The sequence below is a fragment of the Caulobacter sp. P1_B12_2 genome (assembly GCF_056406675.1).
On the sequence record NZ_JBFTZS010000560.1, the window covers coordinates 1 to 2,628 of the forward strand.

General features: G+C 69.9%; 3 protein-coding genes. All 3 read right to left on the reverse strand.

From position 1 onward, the window contains the following. On the reverse strand, window positions 1–740 hold a 740-nt coding region (locus AC1DZ6_RS23215), incomplete at its 3' end, for a cell division protein FtsA (protein WP_477099473.1). A gap of 31 nt (window positions 741–771) precedes the next feature. After that, window positions 772–1,683 carry a cell division protein FtsQ/DivIB gene (locus tag AC1DZ6_RS23220; RefSeq protein WP_477099474.1) on the reverse strand — a complete coding sequence of 304 codons (912 nt, stop codon included), beginning with the start codon at window positions 1,681–1,683 and terminating at the stop codon, window positions 772–774. Next, window positions 1,652–2,611 (reverse strand): D-alanine--D-alanine ligase, encoded by a 960-nt coding sequence (locus AC1DZ6_RS23225; RefSeq protein ID WP_477099475.1) that lies wholly within the window; start codon window positions 2,609–2,611, stop codon window positions 1,652–1,654. Before AC1DZ6_RS23225 ends, AC1DZ6_RS23220 begins: the two co-directional genes overlap by 32 nt. Between the last annotated feature and the right edge of the window lie 17 nt (window positions 2,612–2,628).

Consider the following 2,628-nt stretch of genomic DNA (forward strand, 5'->3'; position numbering starts at 1 on the left):
ACGTGGCACAGGGCGCCGTTGTTGAACACGGCCACCGAGGTCGAGCCGCCCCCCATGTCGATGCAGACCGCGCCCAGGTCCATCTCGTCCTCCTCCAGGGCCGCCAGGGCCGAGGCGAAGGGCGCTGCGACCACGCCCTCGAAGCTGAGGTGGGCGCGCTCGACGCAGTGAGCCAGGGTGTGGAAGACGTTCTCGTTGATCGAGACGACCAGCAGCTCAAGCCCCAGCGCGCGGCCGAACATGGCGCGCGGGTCGCGGATGCCGCGCTGGCCGTCGACCGACCAGGCGATCGGCAGCAGGTGGATCGGCTTGCGGCCGGGAATGCGGACCTGGGCCAGGGCCGAGGCGATGGCGCGCGACAGGTCGCCGTCGCCGATCGGCCGGGCGCCCAGCGAGACCTGGGTGTGGACGCGGTGGCTGGCCAGCTGGCCGCCGGCCGTGCAGACCGAAACGCCCTGGACGTTGACGCCGGCCACGGTCTCGGCGCGCTCGACGGCCTGGGCGATGGCTTGCGCCGCCTCGTCCAGATTGACGATCGCCCCGCCCCGCACGCCGCGCGACTGCACATAGCCGACGCCGGCCGTGGTCAGGGTGCGGTTGTCGCGATGGATCCCATCGGCCTTCATGATGAAGCAGGTGACCTTGGACGCGCCAAGGTCGACGGCCGCGACCGCCGGCTGACGCACGAGCGTCGCCTTCAAGCCTTCGCGGGCTTGCTTCCGGTCATCCAGTCGCGACATCGCTACAGTCACCTCACACACAAGTTCATGTTCAAGCCCCGCCGGCCACGGGCTGCCCAGGCAGCACCGCGTCGCGAGGCCTCACGGCCACCATTTCGGGATCGCGCAGATCGATGCGCGCGAAACCGAGATCGAGGATTCGTTGTCGTTGATCGAGTTGATCCAATTGAATCAGCGCGGACTCTTCGTCAATGGCTGGAAGCTGGATCAGCGAACCATCTTTCAAACGCAGGTCCCAGCGGCGGTCGTCGACCCGCACCAGGGCCTCCAGACGGTCGCGCAGACGCGGTCGCGCATTGACGGCCGGCAGGATGGCGCCGGCGGCCTGGTCGGCGCCCTGCCCCACCACCAGCGGCAGCTGCGGGAAGCGCGCGGCGTCGGCCTCGCGGATGATGCGGCCCTCGCCGTCGATCACCCGCATCGCGCCGGAATGCTGCCAGACGGCCAGGGCCGGGCGCTCCTCGACGGAGATGAACACGGTGTCGGGCAGCAGGCGCACGACCTTGGCGGACTTGACCCAGCCCACGCCCTCGACCCGCGTGCGCAGATCGACGAGGTCCAGGCCCAGGGTCGGCTGGTCCTGGTACAGGGCCGTGGCGTTCAGGATGTCGGCCTTCGCCATCGGCGAGGCGCCTTCGATGTGCACGGTCTTGAGCTTGAAGCCCATGTCGGCGAACTCGCCGTCGACGCCGCGCATCATGGCGGCGCCCAGGCGCTCGATCCGGTGGCCGGTGGCCAGGGTGGCGACCAGGGCCACGACCAGCGCGCCGCCGGCCACGGTCAGGGCCAGCTTGGGCGAGACGCCCACGCCCCCACGCGCGGCTTGCAGTTTCCCGGCCGGCGGCGCGGGGTTGCGCTGCGCCGCTCGAGCCTTCGGACTTGCGGGCGCTTCGGCCCGGGGGCGCGTTGGCTTACGCGATCCCCCCCGCACTACCGCGGGCATAAGCGTCCTCCACGATCCAAAACACTAAACGATCAAACGAAACGCCGGTGTGGTCCGCCTGCTCGGGAACGAGCGAAGTGGGTGTCATGCCAGGCTGCGTATTGACCTCCAAAAGGACCAGAAGGTCGTTAATTCCGTCATAACGGAAGTCGACTCGAGTCACACCTCGGCRACCAAGAATTGTATGGCCAAGCTCCGCGGTCCGCAGGGCCCGATCCCTTACGGCGTCCGGAATCGGGGCGGGCAGGACGTGAATCGAGCCGCCTTCCACGTACTTGGCGTCGTAGTCATAAAAACCTGTGGACGAGCGGATTTCGGTGACCGCCAGGGCGCTAGGACCCGTTGCCCGGCCAAGGACCGCGACCGAAAGCTCGACGCCCGGAACGAACGGCTCGACCAGCACCTGGTCGCCAAAAGCCCAGCCCGGCGCGGCCAGCTCGCGCGGCGAGGCGTTGGCGCCGGCGGGCACRATGAACACGCCCACCGACGATCCCTCGGCGTTGGGCTTCACCACATAGGGCGGCTGCATCACATGGTCGCGCGCGACATCGTGGCGGTCGAACAGGCCGCCGCCGGGCACGGCGATCCCCGCCGCCGCCAGCACGGCCTTGCTCTTGGCCTTGTCCATCGCCAGGGCCGAGGCCAGGACGCCGGAGTGGGTGTAGGCCAGCCCCAGGGTCTCCAGCACGCCTTGCACGCACCCGTCCTCGCCCCAGCGCCCGTGCAGGCCGTTGAACACCAGGTCGGGCGAGAGGGCGGTCAGGACCTGGGCGATGTCGGGGCCGGGGTCCACGCGGCTGACCCGCGCGCCGAGGCGCTCCAGCGCGGCGGCGTAGGCCGCGCCGGTGGCCAGGCTGACCTCCCGCTCGGCCGAGGGGCCGCCGAGAAGGACGGCGATGTGGTGTTTGACGAGGGGCGCTGGGGTCATGCGTCCCAGTTAGCGAG